This is a genomic window from Hyphomonas neptunium ATCC 15444, assembly GCF_000013025.1.
Lineage (GTDB): Bacteria > Pseudomonadota > Alphaproteobacteria > Caulobacterales > Hyphomonadaceae > Hyphomonas > Hyphomonas neptunia.
The window spans coordinates 65,438-83,113 of the sequence record NC_008358.1; the positions used below are offsets into that span (position 1 = coordinate 65,438).

The following is a 17,676-nucleotide window of genomic DNA, read 5'->3' on the forward strand; positions in this document are numbered from 1 at the left end:
CTGCCTGCCGATTGCGCCGCCTATGTGGCACCCCTAGGACATATTCGCAACGCCGGGTAATACGAACACATGCCTTCCGATACCGACCCATCAAGTAGCCCGCTGCCCTTCGAGGGCCGCACGATCGCGCTTGTGGGGCTCATGGGCGCCGGAAAATCGACCGTCGGGCGGCGCCTTGCCGAAAAACTCGGCCGTGATTTTTATGACAGCGACCATGAAATCGAGAAGGCGGCCGGGCTCTCGATCTCCGATATTTTTGCCAAACATGGCGAAGCCGATTTCCGGCGCGGTGAAAAGCAGGTGATCCGCCGCCTGCTGGACCTGCAACCGCATGTGCTGGCGACCGGGGGCGGGGCCTATCTCGATCCCGATACGCGCGCCATTTTGCGGGAGCGGGCCATCACGGTCTGGCTCAACGCTGACCTCGAAACATTGTGGCGCCGTGTCCAGAAGCGCGATACGCGCCCGCTGCTTCAGCGCGCTGACGCCCGCGACCACCTTGCCAATCTCGCGCTGGACCGTGAGCCCTTCTATTCGCAGGCCGACCTTGTGGTTCATTCCAAGGATGGCCCGCACACCCACACCGTCAATGCGATCCTGAAAGCCCTTCAGACCTGGATACCTCAATGAAAACTTCTTCCCCGCTGGAAACGGTGCGCGTTGAACTGGGCGCGCGAGCGTACGACATTCTCGTGGGCCATGGCGCGCTCTCAGAACTCGGCCCGCGTCTCTCGCAGATGCTCAAGCGGCCACGCGCCTTTGTTCTGACCGATGAAACGGTGGCGCGCCATCACAAGGACGCGCTGGAAGCGGCGGTTAAATCCGCTGGCATCCGGCTGGACTGGTTGAGCCTGCCGCCGGGCGAGAAGACCAAGTCCTTTTCCCAGCTGGAGGGTGTGCTGGACTGGCTGCTGGCGGGCGGCGCAGACCGGGGCGATACGCTGATCGCGTTTGGTGGCGGGGTCATCGGCGATATGGGCGGCCTTGCCGCCAGCCTGATGAAGCGCGGCATGGGATTTGTGCAGGTGCCGACCACGCTTCTGGCGCAGGTCGATTCTTCGGTTGGCGGAAAAACGGCGGTCAATACGCCGCGCGGCAAAAACCTGATCGGCGCCTTCTACCAGCCGCGCCTGGTGATTGCCGATACCGCGCTTCTCGCGACGCTTCCGGCGCGGGAGCTCAAAGCGGGCTATGCCGAGATTGTCAAATATGGCCTGATCAACGATGCCGCCTTCTTTGACTGGCTGGCCGTGAACGGACAGAAAGTTCTGGCGCTTGAGCCTGAAGCCGCCCGTTACGCCGTGGCGCGGTCCTGTGCTGCCAAGGCGGCGATTGTGGCGGAAGATGAAACCGAGACCGGCGTGCGCCAGCTGCTCAATCTTGGCCATACATTCGGGCATGCTTTCGAGGCGGCCAACGAATACCGGGAGAACCTCCTTCATGGCGAGGCCGTTGCGCTGGGCATGGCATTGGCGTTTCGTTATGGCGCCGCCAGCGGCATCACGCCGGCGGCAGACGCGGCGCGGGTTACCGAAGTGCTGGGCGCGTCGGGCCTTCCGGTATCGCTCGAAGGTTTTGACCCCGCCCGCTTCGCCGCAGACCGTCTTGCCGCCCTGATGCAGCAGGACAAGAAGGCCCGTGCGGGCCGCGTTCCGCTGATCCTCGCCCGCGGAATCGGCGCGGCTTACGTCCATCCCGATGCGGACCTTGCTTCGGTCGAACGCTTTCTCGCATCTGAACTTGCCTAACTCATTTTACAGAAACTGAGCCCACATAATGATCGCCGGATATGCCATCGCAATTGTCATCCTTCTGATGATGTCTGCCTTCTTCTCAGGCTCTGAAACAGCTCTGACAGCGGCGTCTCGTGCCCGGATGCACGCTTTGGAACGCGATGGCGACAAGCGCGCGCGGACGGTGAACCAGCTGATCGCGAACAGGGAAAACTTCATCGGCGCGATCCTGCTCGGGAACAATGTCGTCAATATCCTGGCCTCGGTTCTGGCCACCACGATGTTTACCAGCCTGTTCGGGCAGGGGGGGCTGGCGCTTGTGCTCGCGACCGCCGTGATGACCGTGCTTGTGCTGATCTTCTCCGAAGTGATGCCGAAGACCTATGCCATCACGCGGCCTGATTCCGTCGCGCTTGTTGTGGCTGGCCCGATTTCCGTGGTGGTGAAAACCGCGTCCTGGATCATCAAGCTGATCCAGATGATCGTGAACGGTGTTCTCCGGCTGGTGGGCGTGGGCGCAGCGGCCAGCCCGCTTTCCGCCGAAGAGGAAATCCGCGGCGCCATTGATCTGCACGCCGCCGAAGGCGCGGTGGACAAGGAAAACCATCTCCGCCTCGTCGGCGCGCTGGACCTTAAGGACCTCACCGTCGAAGACGTGATGATCCACCGCAAGAACATCTACATGCTCGATGCAGACCTGGAGCCGCGCCAGCTGATCATGAAAGCGCTTTCAAGCCCGCACACCCGTCTGCCGCTGTACCGGGGGGAGAAAGAAGAGATCATCGGCATCCTGCATGCCAAGGACCTTCTTCGGGCCGCCCTTCCGCTGGGCGGGGATGTCTCCAAGCTTGATCTCGACTCCATCCTGCGCAAGCCCTGGTTCGTGCCGGAAACAACCCCGGTTCAGGAACAGCTCAACCAGTTCCTCGCGCGCGGCCAGCACTTTGCCCTCGTGATTGACGAGTATGGCGAGCTGCAGGGCCTCATCACGCTGGAGGACATCCTCGAAGAAATCGTCGGCGCCATTCATGACGAGCATGACGTCCAGATCCAGGGCGTGCGGCCACAGCCCGATGGCTCGGTCAATGTCGATGGCTGGGTGCCGATCCGCGACCTCAACCGGGCGACCGGTTGGGATCTGCCCGATGAAGAAGCGGTCACGGTTGCCGGTCTCGTCATCCATGAGGCCCAGACGATCCCCGAGCCCGGCCAGAGCTTCGTGTTCCATGGCTACCGGTTCAACGTCCTGCGCCGGCAGAGAAATCAGGTGACGGGGGTGAATGTTTCGAAGGCCGCCCCGGTTGCCGAAGTGGACTAGGCCGGATCAGTCCGCCTCAGGCGGGCGGGCTTTCAGCGTCAGGGCGTGCAGGCCGCTGTCAAATTCCTGCTGCAACACCATCATTACCGCGCGCTGGACCTGCACACGCGACAGGCCGGTGAAGGCTTCGGCCACAATCTCCACAGAATAATGCGTTTCCCCGCCCGGCGCGGCCCCTGCATGGCCCTCATGCTTGTGGCTGTCGTCGATCACGGTCAGCGACACCGGCTCGAATGCGGCAGTCAATATGTCTTCAATTCGCGTTTGTCTGTCGTTTGGTTGTGGCATGTTTAACCAGCGCTCCCTATTATGTGGCCCCATGTCAGACGGCGAACCGTTCAGATACCGAGTCAAGTTCACGGATATACGCGTGAAGCCCCCCGCCGACGAGACGTCGCGCGCACGGGCGAAGCGTACCCGCGTGTGCGAAGAGCCTGGTTGCGACCTCGAAGGCACCCATCCCGCGCCCCGCCGGGGCGGCAAGGGACGCCACTGGTTTTGCGATGCGCATGCCGCCGCCTACAACCGCAGCTTCAACTTCTTTGAAGGCATGTCCGAAGCCGAAGCGGCCGCGTTCCTGCGAGCCGAACGGTATGGCCACAAGCGCACCTGGCGCATGGGCAGCGGCCCGCTGGGCGGGCGCAAGGCAACCGATCCGCACGATCCGCGCCGCTGGGCCGGCCGCAGCTTCTTCGACATGGACGACACACCGGCCGCCGAGGAGCGCGTGCATGCCCACCGCTCCAGCCTCCAGATCCGGGCCCTCCGGGAGCTGGACCTTGAAACCGATGCCAAGCCTGAGGAAATCCGGGCCCGTTACGCTGAGTATGTCCGCCGTTTCCATCCCGATTCGAACAAGGGCGACCGCTCCAGCGAGCATAAGCTGGACCGGGTGCTGCGCGCCGGAAAGCTGCTCAAGGCCTCCGGTCTGATGAAGACCTGAGCGCCCGCTCACTCCAGAGAAAATAATGAGGGCGCTCTCGGGCGCCCTTCATCCGCCCTGCGCAAGCTCGCGCGCGGGGCGTCCCGGCCGTGCCCTTTCGCCATCCCATTCCACACAGGTACGCAAAACGGTTCCACCCAAAAGGGGAATGCCCGGGTGCTGAAAATCTCCAAAGCGGTCAGATAATTGCGCAGGAAAGCTTTGGCCGAAAAGCGGACGAGTCCTCCACTTCAATTGTATTTGTTACAGAACATACCGAACGTTCGTTTTGTAAATGCAGCGGATTTTCATCCGTACAAATACGTATCCGGCGTAAACCATTCAGAGACTCTTCCGAAAGCTTCGATCAACCAAGTTGCGCTATGGTAGAACCATAACAAAACAAGAAACGATCACAAGCTAGATAGGTGGAGTATGATCAGGAAACTCATGGCAACAGCTGTATTGGCTGTTTGCGCGCAGGCGGCCCACGCGGCCACGGCAAATGGAACGCTCGACGTTCAGGCAACGGTGGTGAACACCTGTGTCGTTCTCACCGCTCCGGTGGTGTTTGCAAGCGTTGGGCTTGATGAGGTGACAGCCAACGGCTCGATCACCGTCAACTGCACCAACACAAGTGCGTTCACCGTGGCGCTGGATGGCGGCGATTCGGGAGACATCAGCGCGCGGTCGCTGACGCATGCCTCTCTGCCGGCGAGTTTCAATTATCAGCTCTATACCGATGCCGGCCTGACGACTGTCTGGGGTGATGGTGTCACCGGTTCTCAGGCCAACGGTAGCGGTCCATCCCAGACCCTTACCGTCTATGGCCGGACAACCAGCACACCCGATACGGCCGGCGCTTATGCGGATGAAGTACAGGTGACGGTCACCTACTAAGGTAACTTCAGATGAGACACCTGGCCCTGCTCCTTCTGGGAGCTGTATGCTTCCTGTTGCCCGCAAATGCGCAAGGCCTGGCAATCGCGCCGATCCTGATCGACGCGCCGGCTGAAGGCGGGGCCACGTCTCTCTCCGTCAGTTCCAGCCTGGATCAGGATGTCACCGTTCAGGTGCGTGTCTTTGACTGGACGCAGGCAGACGGCGAGGATTTGCTCGAGCCTGCAAAGGGGCTGCGCTTTGCCCCGGAAATCTTCACGCTGCGCCCAGGTACATCACAGGTGATCCGGATGTCAGTGCCCGATACCGACGGGGCTGGCGCGTGGCGGATCATCATTGATGAACTTCCCTCAGCCAGCCGGGCACAGGAAATCTCCGCCGCGCAGCTGTCGATCCGGCTACGTTATGTTCTGGCCATGTTTGCGGGCGCGCCCGCCGCGCCGGAGACGCTGATCGCCCGGATGGAGCCCGACGCAGTCGCGCTTCGCAATCCTGGGCCGGGCTGGCTGCGCCTGCATAATCTTTCGCTGCAGACCGAGGCGGGCGGTGTGGTTCCGTCGGGGGCAGGCATTGTCTATCTGCTTCCTGGAAGCGAGATGAACCTTCTGCGGCAGGACGGCGAACGTGCCAGCATCCTGAATTACTCTGTAGGCGGCGCGTCCTATTCAGCGCTGCTCAGTCCAGAGAGGTGAACCGCGCGCAGAGATCCGGTCTCGCGGCGGTCTTTCTGTTGATGAGCGCTGCGATGGCGGCACGGGCGGCGCCTGAAACCGGGACCGCGCCTGCCGATGTCATGGCGGAAACCCTGTCTCTCCTGGTAGAGGCGCGCATCAATGGCGCGCCGGTGGCGGGGCTTGTTGCGCTTGATCTGCTGGCGGACGGGTGCGTGCGGATCGAAACTGGTCCGCTGCGAAATGCCGGACTCTATTCTGAGAATGCGCCGGCCGTTTGCCTCCAGTCCCTGGCGGGTATCGACTACAGTCTCGATCAAGGTGCCGCGCAGCTCGATATTTATGCCGCCCGCGCCCCGCCGCCCCGGCGGGTTGTGTTTGATCGCCAGCAATTTGCAAAGCCGCTGTCAGGTGTGATGGGCGGCTATGGCCTGTCGGCCCAGCGGGTTCATGACGGATCGGATGAACGCGTCAATGCGTTCGGAGACCTTTCCCTGACGCTGCATACCCCCCATGGCCGGCTGCAGAATGAGATGGTTGCCACGTATGATGATGGGGAAGGGCAGGCGCAACGTCTGCTGACGGTTTACGAGCGGGATTTTCCCGGCAGCTTTACCCGGCTCAGCGTTGGAGACAGTTTCACCCGCGCGCCGCGCTGGGGGCGCCTTACCGCCATTGCCGGTGTGCAGTATGGCACGGACTTCTCGATGGACCCCAACGACAGCTGGCGCCCTTACCGGACTTTCCAGGCATTGCTGCGCCAGCAGTCGGAGGTCGATGTCCGGGTCAATGGCGTCGTGCGGCAAAAACAGAGTGTCGCGCCCGGCTACACTGATTTTGAGATCAGCCCGGAAGCCGGCCTCAATGAAGTCGAAGTCACCATCCAGGAAGCCAATGGGCTCAGCCGCATTGAGGACTACAGCTTCTTTTCCTCTCCGGAGGTTCTGGCCGCAGGGGTTACAGACTATTCGGTCAGCCTCGGTGTGCCACGGCGGTTCACCGGAATCTCCGCCACATATGACGACCAGATTGTTGCCAACGGTCTGGTCCGGCGCGGCCTGAGTGACCGGCTAACGGCGGAAGCCTACTCCGAACTTGGTCATGGCGGCGGGCTCTTGGGCGGGGGAAGCCAGATTACAGCCGGGAAGGTTGGTGTACTGAGCCTGTCAGCCGGGCTCAGCCGGAATGAGGCAGGCCATACCGGCCACATCGTCTCAGCGGGGTTTGAACGTAATACGCGCCGCGGCTCGTTTCAGCTGCAGGCGCGCTTTGCCGATCCGCAGTATTCTGATGCGGCCTCTGCCTTGGGCGCCCCGTTCCCAGATCGCTCGATCCGCGCCAGTGGTGGCATCTATACGCCGGCCGGTTCTCTGCGCGCGTCCTTTGTCGATGAAGAAGACGGCGTTCTCAGTGATCGGCGGTTCCTCTCTGTCGGATGGGAAAAGCCGCTGCGGGGAGACCGCTTCTCCTTCTCGGCCACGGCGTATCAGGACTTCGCCCGCAGCGAGACCGGATTTGCCATCGCGCTGCGGGCAAGCTTCGGTGCCTACAATGCCGGTAGCAGCTATCAGTCTGCCCGCGGGCAGGAGGCGTCCAGCGTGCAGGTCAGCCGGTCGCGCATGCCGGGGGAGCGCGTCCAATGGGCAATGCGCGCCGCAGATGGCGGGGCAGGGGCCGTTTACCAGGGCGACCTCGCCGCCGATCTTGGTGTCGCCGATCTCGTGCTTAATGGCGGGGTATATGGCGAAACCAACCAGCTCATGGCGGGGGTGCGCGGCGGATTTGCCGTCACGCCGGGCGCGCGGTCGCTGCATCGCCAGACAACTGGGGCCAGCGCAATCGTGCGGATACCGGAGCTCAAAGGTCTGCCAATTTACAAGGACAACCGCATTGTCGCCGTCACCGGTCAGAACGGCATCGCCGTGATCCCGGATGTGCGCCCCTATGAGGTCAATACGCTCAGCCTGCGCCCCGAAGATGTCCCGCTGGAATATGAGGTGAGCGACTTCAACGCCCGATTTGTTCCCCGGCGCGGCGTGTCGGAGGTTCGCTTCGATGTTCGCCGCGAAACGGTCCTTGCCTTTACCGTAGTGGCGGAAGGGGGCGCCCCCCTGGCGCCCGGCAGCCGGGTGGAGCTCCTTCGCTCGGGGCTTGTCTGCCCTGTCGGGCTGGAGGGGCGCGTTTACTGTTCGGTGGCAGAAGAGAGCGACATTGTTGCCGTCACCACTCCGGCGGGAAGGTTCATTCAGCCGGTTGCCGCTGTGCGGAGCAGTGGAGAAATGCAGCTGCGGCCTGAAGGCCGGGTCGAAATGGCAGGAATTGACTGAATGTGGCGCCTGATTGTCCTGGTTTTGTCCTTATTTGTCCTGGTTTGTCCGGCTTTGGCGCAATCGTGCACGGTTTCGTCCACCCCGTTGAGCTTTACGCCCTACCATGCGTTCTCCGGGAATGCCTCCACCGGCAGCGCGACCGTCACAGTGAGTTGCTCGGGCCTGCTCTTTGTCGGCGCCTCCTACGAAGTTCGCCTGGGCGGGGGCCAATCGGGAAATATCATGGCGCGCAAGATGAAGCAGGCCAGCAGCGGCCAGGAGCTGAGCTATCAGGTGTATACCCAGTCAGCGCAGGTCTGGGGTAACGGCGTCCAGGGCTCGACGATAAATGACTTTTTCCTGCTCGGCCTGCTCGCGCGTAGCCGCGCCCATCCGATTACGGGCACGATCCCGGCAAACCAGCAGGTAAACTCGGGAAGTTATTCTGATGCCGTCACCATGACCGTGATCTGGTAGGGTGAAGGCGTGATGGCCGCATGGACATCGGCCGCGCAAAATGGTGAAAGCGCACAACAATGGAATCGGGGCCGCATTTGCGCCCACACAGGATGACAGAACGATGAGCAAAGGCTTGGTAACTCTGGTTGGCGGCTCGGGATTCATCGGGCGCTATGCTGCGCGCGCGCTGGTGGAGAAAGGCTGGCGTGTTCGCGTCGCCTGCCGCCGGGTGCATAATGCAATTGATGTGCGTCTGGCCGGTCCTCCGGGCTGGGTGGACGTTGTGCAGGCCAATATCCGGGACCGCGCATCCCTTGAGCGCGCAGTTGATGGCGCCGATGCGGTGGTCAACCTCGTTGGTATCCTGTTCGAGCATGCCCGCCAGACCTTTGAAGGCGCGCAGACCGATGGCGCAGCCCTGCTGGCTGAAGTCGCGCGGGAGAAGGGCATCAAGCGGTTCGTGCAGATTTCCGCCATCGGCGCCGATCCCGACTCCCGGTCGCCCTATGGACGCACCAAGGCAGCCGCTGAAGAAGCGGTCCGCGAACGGTTTCCCTCGGCGGTCATCCTGCGCCCATCCATCGTGTTTGGGCCCGAAGACCAGTTCTTCAACCGGTTTGCCAATATGGCCCGGTTTGTCCCGTTCATGCCTGCCATTGGCGGCGGAAAGACCAAATTTCAGCCCGTTTATGCCGGAGATGTCGCCGCGGCGATCGCCGGCGCGGTTGAGCGCGAAGACGCTGCTGGCAGGACATTCGAGCTGGGCGGGCCGCGCAGCTATAGTTTCAACGAACTCTACGACATCATCCTGAAGATGATCGACCGGCCTCGCTTCAAGATCCCGCTACCCTTCTTCGTGGCGCGGCCGATGGCCTATATTTCCGGGGCTGTCTGGCGCCATATCCCGCCCTTCTCCTGGGGCCTCCTGGGTGACCCGCCTTTGACAGGATCGCAAGTCGAGATGCTGGCCTATGATAATGTCGTGTCAGATGGCGCGCTTGGAATCCGGGATCTGGGCGTTCTGCAGCTGGAATCAATCGAGGCGATCGTGCCCACCTACTTGTGGCGCTTCCGTCCCTATGGTGAGTTCCACAAGCCGCGCGAGGCGTGAGGATCAGCCCATCGCGCCGGCCACGATAGGCGAGGTTGCCAAGAGGGCAATTCCCAGGGCGAACCGATAGAGCACGAAGGGCAGGAAGCTCATCTTCCGCAGAAGTGCCATCAGGAGGCCGATGGATGCGTAGCCTGAAACGAAGGCAAGCGCCGCCACGATCAGCCCGTCTGTAAGGCTCGCGCCCATGCCGTCTGCCGGGGTGGTTGCCAGTCCCAGGAGGCCATAAAGGCTTACCGCCGCCAGAATGGGCGCCCCGATCAGCATGGAAAAGCGTGCCGCCTCCACCCGCTCATAGCCCAGCGCGCGCGCCGCCGTCATCGTGATGCCCGACCGGCTGGTGCCGGGGATGATCACCGCAACCAGCTGGCTGGCACCGATCAGGAATGCATCGCGCAGGGTCATGTCGCCCTCGGAACGGGACTGTCCCCCACGCGCATCGGCCCACCAGAGCAGCGCGCCAAAAACAATGGTCGAGGCAGCCACGGCATAGACGCTGCGCAGCGCGGTCCAGATGTTTTCGGGAATGAAGTTTTCGTAGATAACCGCGCCGGCCAGCGCAAACGGCGTGGCGACCAGGATGCACAGCGCCAGGCGCCCGCCGGCAGACAGCGGCTTGCGCGTCACCGGGGCGCCCAGCAGCTCAAAGCCGCCCGCTATGGCAGCGGCGACATCCTTGCGGAAATATAGCAGCATCGCCAGCAGCGTGCCGGCATTGGAAGCGGCATTGATGAGCAGCTCGTCGCGCCCGGCCAGACCGACAACATCCGATACCAGCATCACATGCGCCGATGAGGAGATCGGAAGCCATTCCGTGATGCCCTGCATGAGCGCGATTAGGACGAGTTGAAGAATCGACATGCCGCTAGCGATACCCCCCAATGTGTTGAGAGATCGCTACAGCAGTATTGGGGAGAAAAGCAGGCAAAATAATACATATCATCGAGATGCATATTTCTGAAATAAGATAGCCTTCAGGTCATCAGAACAGATCAAAAACACCATATAAGTATCATATTGATATTAGATCGTGTGCGAGGTGCTTGCCGGCATTGAATCTGGGATTATAGGAGGGGCTCGAGCAATTTTGGGGCAAGCCTATGGCCGAGCGTATGCTGCAGTTTACCAAAGTTTCGCGGGCTATGCCCAAGAAACGGAGCGCAAAAGAGCGCGCGGAAGATTTTCGCGAGATTTATGGCGAGTTCTCTCCCGATGCGGCCAAGGCGCAGGCAAGCCGGTGTTCCCAATGCGGCGTGCCGTTCTGCCAGCAGGGCTGCCCCTTGCAGAACAATATCCCCGACTGGCTGAAGCTGGCCGCTGAAGACCGGCTGGAAGAAGCCTGGCGCGTGTCCTCGGCCACCAACAACATGCCGGAAATCTGCGGCCGCATCTGCCCGCAGGACCGCCTGTGCGAAGGCATCTGCACCATCGAACAATCAGGCCACGGCACCGTGACTATCGGATCGGTCGAAAAGTACATCACGGACACGGCCTGGGCCGAAGGCTGGATTCAACCGATCAAGCCGCCGCGTGAGCGCACCCAGTCTGCGGGTATCATCGGCGCCGGGCCAGGCGGCCTCGCCGCCGCTGAGCAACTGCGCCGCAAAGGCTATCAGGTGACTGTTTACGACGCGTATGATCGCGGCGGCGGCCTGCTCATGTATGGCATCCCCGGCTTCAAATTGGAGAAGGACGTCGTGGAGCGCCGCATCCATCATCTTGAGGCGTCTGGTATCTCGTTCCGCTTCAATACGCGCATCGGCGCAGATATGTCGCTCGCGGATCTGCGCGAGCAGCATGATACCGTGCTCATTGCGACCGGCGTATACGCCGCGAAGGACCTTAAATGTCCCGGCGTTGGCGCAGAAGGCGTGCTTCCTGCGCTGGACTATCTCACCGCGTCCAACAGGGTCGATCTTGGCGACACGGTGGAAGCATACGACGCCGGCGTGCTCAACGCCGAAGGCAAGCGCGTCGTGGTCATCGGCGGCGGCGACACGGCGATGGACTGTGTGCGCACGGCTATCCGCCAGGGCGCCAAATCGGTCACATGCCTCTATCGCCGGGACCGGGTCAACATGCCGGGCTCACAGCGCGAAGTTCAGAATGCGGAAGAAGAGGGGGTTGTTTTCGAATGGCTCGCCAACCCCGAAGCCATCATTGATTCCAAAGGCGGCAAGGTCAAAGCTGTTCGTGCCAGCCGCATGAAGCTGGGTGAGCCCGACGCTTCCGGCCGTCAGTCCCCTGTAAAGACAGGCGAGACATTTGATGTGAAGGCCGACATGGTCATCAAGGCGCTTGGCTTTGATCCGGAAGATCTCCCCGCATTGTTCAATGAGACTTCGCTCACCGTGAATCGTTGGGGGGCGGTGCGTGTGGACTATGCAACCCTGGAGACCAGCCTGCCGGGCGTCTATGCGGCCGGCGATATTGTGCGCGGCGCGTCGCTTGTCGTCTGGGCGATCAAGGATGGCCGCGACGCGGCCGAAGCGATGCACAAGGCAATGAGGGCCGCTGAGGCGGCCGCAAAAGTGGCGGCGGAGTAAGTCAGATGTCGGATTATGTGACCAAGTATGAGCAAAACCGTCAGCGCCTGATCGACGGGCATGCCTACAATCCCGAGGACGAACGCGACGCTTGCGGCGTGGGCCTCGTTGTGGCGCTGGATGGAAAGCCCCGCCGCGAGATCGTCGAGATGGGGATCAAGGCGCTCAAGAATGTCTGGCATCGCGGCGCTGTGGATGCTGACGGCAAAACGGGCGATGGCGCAGGCATCCGCCTCGACGTGCCGCAGGACTTTTTCCGCGAGCATGTGAGCCGCACAGGCCACAGCCCGACGGATGACCGTATCTGCGTCGGCCAGATCTTCATGCCGCGCACGGATTTCGGCGCGCAGGAAGCGGCGCGCACGCTGGTTGAACGCGAAGTGCTGCATTTCGGCTTCTATATCTATGGCTGGCGCCAGCCGCCGGTAGATGTGTCCGTGATCGGACAGAAAGCGAAAGACACCCGCCCCGCAATTGAGCAGATCATGTTCCGGGACGCGCGCAACCGCTCGCCCGAGGAACTTGAGCGTGCGCTGTATATCTGCCGCCGGCGGATCGAGCGGCGGGCACGTGAGGCGGCGATCCAGTCTTTCTATATCTGCTCGCTCAGCCACAAATCGCTGATCTATAAAGGCATGTTCCTGGCGCAGGACATCGACAATTTCTATCTCGACCTGCGCGACGAACGGTTCGTGTCGGCCTTTGCGATCTATCACCAGCGCTACTCGACCAACACATTCCCGCAATGGGCGCTAGCCCAGCCTTTCCGCACCATTGCGCACAATGGCGAAATCAACACGCTGCGCGGCAACCGCAACTGGATGAAAAGCCATGAAATCCGCATGGTCTCGGAAACCTTCGGCGACCATACGCAGGATGTGAAGCCGGTGATCCCGGATGGTACATCAGACTCCGGCGCGCTGGATGCTGTATGGGAACTGCTCTGCAAATCTGGCCGCCCGGCGCCGATGGCGAAGGCGATGCTGATTCCCGAAGCCTGGTCCAAGCGGGATTCCGTCATGCCGGTCGCTCACCGCGCGCTCTATGATTACTGCAATTCCGTGATGGAGCCGTGGGACGGGCCAGCTGCAATCGCTGCCTATGATGGCCGCTGGGCGGTCGCCGGCCTTGACCGCAACGGCCTGCGTCCACTGCGGTATTCTCTGACGACTGACGGCATTCTTGCCGTTGGCTCTGAGACAGGTATGTGCCCGCTCGGCAATCACGAAGTCACGCGCCGCGGATCAATTCCCGCCGGTGGCATGATCGCGGCCGATCTTGCCACAGGGAAATTCTACGACCACCGCGAGATTGTCGACTTCCTTGCTGCTCAGGCCCCGTATGAGGAATGGCTGCAGGCGGTCACTGAACTGGAGCCTGAAATCGGTCCTGGTCCGGAACCTGTGCTGTTTAACAAAGAAGAGTTGCTGCGCCGGGAAACGGCCGCCGGCTATACGCTTGAAACGCTCGAGCTGATCCTGGCGCCGATGGTGGAAGGCGGCAAGGAAGCGCTCGGCTCGATGGGGGATGATACCGCGCCCGCCGTTCTGACAATGGCCTACCGGCCGATGAGTCACTTCTTCCGGCAGAATTTCAGCCAGGTCACGAACCCGCCGATCGACCCGCTGCGCGAAGGCCGGGTGATGAGCCTGCGCACCCGGTTCAAGAACCTTGGAAACGTGTTGGATACGGATAAATCCCAGCAGGAAGTTTTCGTGCTGGAAAGCCCGGTCCTGACGACGGGTATGTATCAGCGCCTGATCGAGCGGATCGGTCTGGGTACGGAGATCATCGATTGCACGTTCGATGCTGCCGATGTGACTTTCGAGGGCGCTGCCCTCAAGAGCGCGCTGGAGCGTATCCGCCGCGAGGCCGAAGAGGCCGTACGGGCAGGGCGCGAGCACATCATCCTCACGGATGAAAACCAGTCAGCCAGCCGCATTGCTGTCCCGATGGTTCTGGCAACAGGCGCCGTGCACTCGCATCTCGTCGCCCAGGGTCTGCGCACCTTCTGCTCGATCACAGTGCGTTCGGCCGAATGTCTCGATACGCATTATTTTGCCGTTCTGGTCGGCGTGGGCGCAACCTGCGTCAATGCCTACCTGGCGCAGGACGCAATTGCCGACCGGCATGCACGCGGCTTGCTGGGAGACATCTCCATCGGCAAGGCAGTTCAAAACTACAAGGAGGCCATCGAGGCGGGCCTTCTGAAAATCATCTCAAAGATGGGTATCTCGGTTATCTCGTCCTATCGGGGCGGATATAATTTCGAAGCGCTTGGTCTCTCGCGCGCGTTGGTGGCCGATTATTTCCCCGGCATGTCGAGCCGTATTTCCGGTCTGGGTCTTGCCGGTCTGGAGGAGAACGCGCTCGTTCGCCATCAGCAGGCCTTTGATGAGGATGTCATCTCGCTTCCTGTCGGCGGCTTCTATCGCCTGCGTGCGTCTGACGAGCCGCACGCGCTCGACGGGAACCTGATCCATACGCTTCAGGCGGCCTGTGACCGGGGCGACTATTCGATCTACCGGAAATATGTGGACGCCGTTCACGCCCGCGATCCGCTGCAATTGCGCGATCTTCTCGACTTCAAGGCTGCCGGTCCGGAAGTACCGTTGAGCCAGGTCCAGTCGATCAACGAAATTCGCAAGCGTTTCCTGACGCCGGGCATGTCTATGGGCGCTCTGTCGCCTGAGGCGCATGGCACATTGAACGTTGCCATGAACCGGATTGGTGCAAAGTCCGTATCCGGAGAGGGCGGGGAAGACCGCGCTCGCTATCGGCCGTTGCCAAACGGTGACAACATGAACTCTGCGGTGAAACAGATCGCGTCGGGACGTTTCGGGGTTACTGCCGAGTATCTCAATGAATGCCGTGAGATCGAGATCAAGGTCGCCCAGGGCGCCAAGCCCGGCGAGGGGGGCCAGTTGCCTGGTTTCAAGGTTACTGAACTGATCGCGAAGCTCCGGCACGCGACGCCCGGCGTGACGCTGATTTCGCCGCCGCCCCATCATGACATCTATTCGATCGAAGATCTGGCGCAGCTGATCTACGACCTGAAGCAGATCAATCCTGAAGCGCGCGTCTGCGTGAAGCTTGTGGCGCAATCCGGCGTCGGCACGGTGGCCGCTGGCGTGGCGAAAGCCAAAGCGGACATCATTCTGATTGCCGGCGGCGTTGGCGGTACGGGGGCCAGCCCTCAGACCTCAATCAAATATGCCGGCCTGCCCTGGGAGATCGGCCTTGCCGAAGCCCACCAGATTCTGTCGCTCAACAATCTGCGCGACAAGATCACTCTGCGCACGGATGGCGGGCTGCGGACAGGCCGCGACATTGTCATCGCGGCGATGCTTGGCGCTGAAGAATATGGCATTGGCACAGCATCGCTTGTGGCGATGGGATGTATCATGGTGCGCCAGTGTCACTCTAACACGTGCCCCGTTGGCGTCTGTACCCAGGACGAAGCGCTGCGTGCCCACTTCACCGGCAATCCGGACAAGGTGGTCAACCTGATGAGCTTCATTGCCGAGGATGTTCGGGAAATTCTCGCCTCCCTGGGCCTGACCTCTCTGGATGAAGCCATTGGGCGCACGGACCTGCTCAAACAGGTCAGCCGCGGCGCGACCCATCTGGATGACCTCGACCTCAACCCGCTTCTGGTGCAGGTCGATACGGACAGTCCGGTTATCTACAAGCCCAATCACCGCGAGCCTGTGCCCGATACGCTCGACGCGCAGATCCTGCGGGACGCTGAACCCTTCTTCGAGCGCGGCGAGAAGATGCAGCTGGAATACGGCGTTCAGAACACGATGCGGGCCATTGGGGCGCGGGCCAGCTCGCGGATCACCCGGAAGTTCGGGATGCATGCACTGCCCGAAGGCCGCCTGCATATCCGGCTCGAGGGCTCGGCAGGCCAGTCACTCGGCGCGTTCAGCGTTCAGGGGCTGCTGCTGGAAGTTCTGGGTGATGCCAACGATTATGTTGGCAAGGGCCTGTCCGGCGCGAGCATTGTGGTCACGCCGCGTCCCCGCGACAGGCGGGCAGCAGTTGGTGACGCCATCATCGGCAACACATGCCTCTACGGCGCAACTTCCGGCAAGCTCTTTGCGGCCGGCACGGCAGGCGTGCGCTTTGCCGTGCGCAACTCCGGCGCAAAGACTGTTGTTGAGGGGTGCGGCGCCAATGGCTGCGAATACATGACCGGCGGCCGCGCGGTCATTCTTGGGCCAGTTGGTGATAACTTCGGCGCCGGCATGACAGGCGGTGTGGGCTTTATCTGGGATCCGCAGGAACGCTTTGAGCGAGTGGTGAACCCGGATTCGATCGATTGGTATCCGCTTGCAGACATGCCGGATGAGTATGTCGGCGAGGCGAAGGCGCTGATCGAAGAGCATGTCCGCCGCACAGGCTCTGTTCGCGGCAAGGAGCTGCTTGATGCCTGGGATACAACCCTCAGCCAGATGCTGATGATCGTGCCAAAGGAAATCGCAAACCTCCTGCTTGTCCGCAAGGGCGATGGCGCCAAGCAGAAGCAGGCCGAGCGGGCCTGATACCCGCTCAGCGAATTTAGCAACATCAGCGCCTGGTCCGGAGACGGATCAGGCGTTTGGCTTTTTACGGCGAATGCGGGGCCAGATCAGCCGCAGCCAGATCCAGAGCAGCGCGCCAATCAGCAGCAGCCAGGGAAGGCCGACTGCAAAAGCGGTGACAACTGCCGCAATTGCGCTGGCCAGATTGTAGAAGAAGTTGCCAAACGCCTCGCCCAGAGGCTGGAGCGCGCCCTGCGAAACCGGGTTGAGTTTGGTTTCATAATTGACGGCCAGCTGACTCATGTCGACCCGCTGACGGAGCGTGGCGAGCGAGGATGTGAGCGAGTCGATCTCGCCATTGACGCGCGCGAGTTCCCGCTCGGTTTCCAGAAGGTCGCCAAGCTCGCCGGGCCGTTCGGCCAGCAGCGCCTGAAGCCGCTCCTGGAGCGTCTTCTGTGCCTTCAGGCGGGCGCCGGTATCGATGATCGAAACGGTGAGGTCTTCTGCAGTGGTCTGGCGGTTGGTTACATCGCCTTTGGCTGCCTCTGCTTCAGCCTCTACGCCGGAAAGAAATGTTTCGATCCAGGCCGGTGTCGCCCGCAGGTTCAGCGATGCGCCTACGGAGTCTTCCGCATAGGCTGTCAGCCAGGAATTGGTGATGATGCAGACGGAGGGGCCGGCTGCATTGCAGGCGGCGATATGACCCTGCATCGTGGGTTCGATTGAGCTGACCGGCAGCCTCATGCCGATGCTGTGTGTGTAGGCAATATACTGCTGAGCGGCCGGTTGCTCGCCCCCTGCGCTTTCTTCAGCTGCCATGTCATAGTCTTGAGCCGACTGCTTCATGGCCATTTCGACGGGTGGCGGCGCGGCGGGGGCCGAAAAGTCCCGGTTCGGACTACCGCAGGCAGCAAGGGCCACCATAGCGGCTGCGATGAGAGTTGATTTTGTGATCATGTGCGTTCCCTCCGGTATTCAGCATTGAGCCAACAAAGCCCGCCAAACAAGGCTATTCAAAGAATTGATTGTGCCCGTTTCGCGGTCGCGGCTTGCAAGGTTCAAGGGCGCGGGCGCTTGGAACGGAGGCGCTGGTTGATCGTCCGGCAGGCAGGCGCGTTAGAATTCCTCCGCTTCCCAAGTTTCAAGTTGTCGCTGCGGAGCTTGGGGACAAAACCGTGAGT

14 protein-coding genes are annotated in these 17,676 nt (G+C 61.6%); 11 read left to right on the forward strand and 3 right to left on the reverse strand.

Annotated elements, in window-relative coordinates:
- The first annotated feature begins 69 nt into the window (after positions 1-69).
- Genes HNE_RS00405 through HNE_RS00415 form a run of 3 tightly spaced genes read left to right on the forward strand, consistent with a single transcriptional unit; the run spans position 70 to position 3,051 of the window.
- Positions 70-630 (forward strand): shikimate kinase, encoded by a 561-nt coding sequence (locus tag HNE_RS00405; protein WP_011645115.1) that lies wholly within the window; start codon positions 70-72, stop codon positions 628-630.
- The gene (gene aroB, locus HNE_RS00410) at positions 627-1,748 is read left to right on the forward strand and encodes a 3-dehydroquinate synthase (RefSeq protein WP_011645116.1); all 1,122 of its coding nucleotides are present in this window, start codon (positions 627-629) and stop codon (positions 1,746-1,748) included. The genes HNE_RS00405 and aroB overlap by 4 nt, the downstream gene beginning before the upstream one ends.
- 28 nt (positions 1,749-1,776) lie before the next feature.
- Positions 1,777-3,051: an HlyC/CorC family transporter gene (locus HNE_RS00415; protein WP_011645117.1), complete on the forward strand. Its 1,275-nt coding sequence runs from the start codon at positions 1,777-1,779 to the stop codon at positions 3,049-3,051.
- Between the two features lie 6 nt (positions 3,052-3,057).
- On the opposite strand, the gene HNE_RS00420 is transcribed toward HNE_RS00415, so the two are convergent.
- Positions 3,058-3,297: a BolA family protein gene (locus HNE_RS00420; RefSeq protein WP_233351957.1), complete on the reverse strand. Its 240-nt coding sequence runs from the start codon at positions 3,295-3,297 to the stop codon at positions 3,058-3,060.
- Between the two features lie 124 nt (positions 3,298-3,421).
- On the opposite strand from HNE_RS00420, the gene HNE_RS00425 reads away from it, so the two are divergent.
- The 6 genes from HNE_RS00425 to HNE_RS00450 all read left to right on the forward strand — a co-directional run bounded on the left by HNE_RS00425 (position 3,422) and on the right by HNE_RS00450 (position 9,423).
- Complete coding sequence (locus tag HNE_RS00425; protein ID WP_233351958.1) at positions 3,422-3,994, forward strand: J domain-containing protein; 573 nt, start codon at positions 3,422-3,424, stop codon at positions 3,992-3,994.
- A 414-nt stretch (positions 3,995-4,408) separates the two neighbouring features.
- On the forward strand, positions 4,409-4,873 hold the full coding sequence (locus tag HNE_RS00430) for a Csu type fimbrial protein (RefSeq protein WP_011645120.1): 465 nt from the start codon (positions 4,409-4,411) through the stop codon (positions 4,871-4,873).
- Positions 4,874-4,884: 11 nt separating this feature from the next.
- On the forward strand, positions 4,885-5,565 hold the full coding sequence (locus tag HNE_RS17670; RefSeq protein WP_011645121.1) for a fimbrial biogenesis chaperone: 681 nt from the start codon (positions 4,885-4,887) through the stop codon (positions 5,563-5,565).
- Between the two features lie 41 nt (positions 5,566-5,606).
- Positions 5,607-7,871 (forward strand): fimbria/pilus outer membrane usher protein, encoded by a 2,265-nt coding sequence (locus HNE_RS00440; protein WP_148205768.1) that lies wholly within the window; start codon positions 5,607-5,609, stop codon positions 7,869-7,871.
- A complete protein-coding gene (locus HNE_RS00445) occupies positions 7,872-8,330 on the forward strand; it encodes a Csu type fimbrial protein (protein WP_011645123.1) in 459 nt (152 codons plus the stop codon).
- A gap of 103 nt (positions 8,331-8,433) precedes the next feature.
- Positions 8,434-9,423: a complex I NDUFA9 subunit family protein gene (locus HNE_RS00450; protein ID WP_011645124.1), complete on the forward strand. Its 990-nt coding sequence runs from the start codon at positions 8,434-8,436 to the stop codon at positions 9,421-9,423.
- A 3-nt stretch (positions 9,424-9,426) separates the two neighbouring features.
- Here HNE_RS00450 and HNE_RS00455 read toward each other — a convergent pair whose 3' ends face one another.
- Positions 9,427-10,284: an undecaprenyl-diphosphate phosphatase gene (locus HNE_RS00455; protein WP_011645125.1), complete on the reverse strand. Its 858-nt coding sequence runs from the start codon at positions 10,282-10,284 to the stop codon at positions 9,427-9,429.
- A 239-nt stretch (positions 10,285-10,523) separates the two neighbouring features.
- On the opposite strand from HNE_RS00455, the gene HNE_RS00460 reads away from it, so the two are divergent.
- Complete coding sequence (locus HNE_RS00460; RefSeq protein WP_011645126.1) at positions 10,524-11,969, forward strand: NAD(P)-dependent oxidoreductase; 1,446 nt, start codon at positions 10,524-10,526, stop codon at positions 11,967-11,969.
- Between the two features lie 5 nt (positions 11,970-11,974).
- Entirely contained in the window at positions 11,975-16,516 is a 4,542-nt protein-coding gene (gene gltB / locus HNE_RS00465) for a glutamate synthase large subunit (RefSeq protein ID WP_011645127.1), read from the forward strand.
- 48 nt (positions 16,517-16,564) lie between these two features.
- On the opposite strand, the gene HNE_RS00470 is transcribed toward gltB, so the two are convergent.
- Positions 16,565-17,452, reverse strand: coding sequence for a DUF4349 domain-containing protein (locus HNE_RS00470; protein ID WP_011645128.1), 888 nt, complete (start codon positions 17,450-17,452; stop codon positions 16,565-16,567).
- Positions 17,453-17,676: the final 224 nt, after the last annotated feature.

Excerpts from the sequence above, each read along its gene's own strand:
- HNE_RS00455 (WP_011645125.1), bottom strand. The coding sequence starts at position 10,284 with ATGTCGATTCTTCAACTCGTCCTAATCGCGCTCATGCAGGGCATCACG.
- HNE_RS17670 (WP_011645121.1), top strand. The coding sequence starts at position 4,885 with ATGAGACACCTGGCCCTGCTCCTTCTGGGAGCTGTATGCTTCCTGTTG.
- HNE_RS00405 (WP_011645115.1), top strand. The coding sequence starts at position 70 with ATGCCTTCCGATACCGACCCATCAAGTAGCCCGCTGCCCTTCGAGGGC.
- HNE_RS00430 (WP_011645120.1), top strand. The coding sequence starts at position 4,409 with ATGATCAGGAAACTCATGGCAACAGCTGTATTGGCTGTTTGCGCGCAG.
- HNE_RS00450 (WP_011645124.1), top strand. The coding sequence starts at position 8,434 with ATGAGCAAAGGCTTGGTAACTCTGGTTGGCGGCTCGGGATTCATCGGG.
- HNE_RS00415 (WP_011645117.1), top strand. The coding sequence starts at position 1,777 with ATGATCGCCGGATATGCCATCGCAATTGTCATCCTTCTGATGATGTCT.
- HNE_RS00440 (WP_148205768.1), top strand. The coding sequence starts at position 5,607 with ATGAGCGCTGCGATGGCGGCACGGGCGGCGCCTGAAACCGGGACCGCG.
- HNE_RS00460 (WP_011645126.1), top strand. The coding sequence starts at position 10,524 with ATGGCCGAGCGTATGCTGCAGTTTACCAAAGTTTCGCGGGCTATGCCC.
- HNE_RS00445 (WP_011645123.1), top strand. The coding sequence starts at position 7,872 with ATGTGGCGCCTGATTGTCCTGGTTTTGTCCTTATTTGTCCTGGTTTGT.
- aroB (WP_011645116.1), top strand. The coding sequence starts at position 627 with ATGAAAACTTCTTCCCCGCTGGAAACGGTGCGCGTTGAACTGGGCGCG.
- gltB (WP_011645127.1), top strand. The coding sequence starts at position 11,975 with ATGTCGGATTATGTGACCAAGTATGAGCAAAACCGTCAGCGCCTGATC.
- HNE_RS00470 (WP_011645128.1), bottom strand. The coding sequence starts at position 17,452 with ATGATCACAAAATCAACTCTCATCGCAGCCGCTATGGTGGCCCTTGCT.